We start from the raw sequence: 1,752 nt of genomic DNA on the forward strand, positions 1-1,752 counted from the left end.
AGTTCTTACAGGTGTTTAATTAAATATATTTGTCTAATAATCTGTATCGATTATTTAGGACTAGTCACCTATATCCAGCGCTTACGCCAATTTTATTTACGATATTATGGTCAGTTTTATTGGCATTAAATAACAAAAATCCATAGCCTAAATTTGCTTCCAAAACAAAACCACCTTTCGAAACCCATTTCCATCCTAAACCAACTCCAGTAGCAAGATCTATAACATCGGGATTTTCAGTAAAGGTAGAATGATCTTCTGATGTGTATATTTTCTTTCCGTCAATAGAAGTTAGCATTGTAAATCCTTCTAGGAAAAAACCTGCGGCATACTTTTTTCCGAAATATCTTCTGTAATAAGGAGAAATAGAATAGTTTAAGTCCTCGTTTTCGGTATTATTAAATACATAAAAATAAGAAATTCCTAAAGAAGATTTTGAATTCAAATGTCTTTCGTAAGTTGCTTGAAATGCTCCCATAAGAGGTCCAAGTACATTTACTTTGATTTCATTGTTTTTCTGATAAGGATTTTCGTTTGCTTCATTTTGAGCTTTAACCGATAAAAATGAAAGGAAAATTAAGATAACTAGTAATGTTTTTTTCATAAATTATAATAGTTTAAATTTGAAGTAAACATAAAATAATTTTAATATGAAGTTGTTAAATTGCGTTAAACGACTTGTTAAAACGAACACAAATTTTCGAGTCTAAAAAACTATTTTGATTGTAAAAGAATTGTTTAGCAATAAGAAATTAAGTTTTAAATAAGCGTGTATAAAGGTAAAAGAGTTGATTTTTGTTCAATGAATGGAAAACTATGAAAAAAAACATAATAGTCTTGATTTTGGTGTCAGTAGGATTTTTTTCTTGTAATCAAACTAGTAAATCGACACCAGAAAATGGTGGTGAAGATACTTTTGAGTTGATAAAAGATCAACAAAAATCTGCCAATACAGATAAAGGTGTTTATACTAAATATGAGTATACTAACTCTAAAGGTGCGAAATTGACAATACAAAACAGCTTTCCAAAAGGCGGAATAAAATATACTGATCCTAAAGGACACAAATATATCTATGCTGTATTTTGGACTCGAATAATTAATGAAACGGATAATCCGATTGAATTGAAAATTGACTTTCCTGTTGATTCTTATGAAATTCCGGCTTTACCAGGCAAATATTATAAAACATTGATTCCGTCTGATACGATGAAAATTCAGAAAATACCTTTATTTAATTACGGGTTAACGAATTTAGAACCTTTTTTGGATAAGAATATTGATAAACCGTCTTCATTAAAAAGAGCTGTCAAACCAAAAGAATCGACTGGATTTTATGTTGTAACACTTCGGTTGATTGGAGGTGGAGACAAATATGGTGTCTTACGAACAAAACTTAGTTTAAAAGGACAAAAACTTTTTTATAAAATCAGAGACAAAGAAATTGAGTGTGGAAGTATAGAAATAAAATAAACTTACTAAAAAGCAAAAAGCCTATAAATCGAAAGATTTACAGGCTTTTGTTTTTTGTGGGGAGAGCAGGATTCGAACCTGCGAAGTTCACACAGCAGATTTACAGTCTGCCCTCGTTGGCCGCTTGAGTATCTCCCCAAACTTGAGTGTTGATTAATTCATAAGCACTCAAAAATCGAAAAAAAAACTCCTTATAAATTTAAGGAGTTTCTTTGTGGGCGATGAGGGGTTCGAACCCCCGACCCCCTCGGTGTAAACGAGGTGCTCTGAACCAGCTGA

At 31.4% G+C, this 1,752-nt stretch carries 2 protein-coding genes and 1 tRNA gene; 1 reads left to right on the forward strand and 2 read right to left on the reverse strand.

Going from position 1 to position 1,752, the window contains the following annotated elements; translation table 11 throughout:
• Positions 1-64 precede the first annotated feature (64 nt).
• On the reverse strand, positions 65-604 hold the full coding sequence (locus DM444_RS00225) for a DUF3575 domain-containing protein (protein WP_111282882.1): 540 nt from the start codon (positions 602-604) through the stop codon (positions 65-67).
• Positions 605-816: 212 nt separating this feature from the next.
• On the opposite strand from DM444_RS00225, the gene DM444_RS00230 reads away from it, so the two are divergent.
• Positions 817-1,473: a hypothetical protein gene (locus DM444_RS00230; protein ID WP_111282883.1), complete on the forward strand. Its 657-nt coding sequence runs from the start codon at positions 817-819 to the stop codon at positions 1,471-1,473.
• A gap of 57 nt (positions 1,474-1,530) precedes the next feature.
• On the opposite strand, the gene DM444_RS00235 is transcribed toward DM444_RS00230, so the two are convergent.
• Positions 1,531-1,611 (reverse strand) — tRNA-Tyr (locus DM444_RS00235).
• Positions 1,612-1,752 lie beyond the last annotated feature (141 nt).

It is taken from the genome of Flavobacterium ginsenosidimutans, from assembly GCF_003254625.1.
Taxonomy (GTDB): Bacteria; Bacteroidota; Bacteroidia; order Flavobacteriales; family Flavobacteriaceae; genus Flavobacterium; species Flavobacterium ginsenosidimutans.

Coding starts and splice junctions, on each gene's coding strand:
- DM444_RS00230 (WP_111282883.1), top strand. CDS start 817: ATGAAAAAAAACATAATAGTCTTGATTTTGGTGTCAGTAGGATTTTTT.
- DM444_RS00225 (WP_111282882.1), bottom strand. CDS start 604: ATGAAAAAAACATTACTAGTTATCTTAATTTTCCTTTCATTTTTATCG.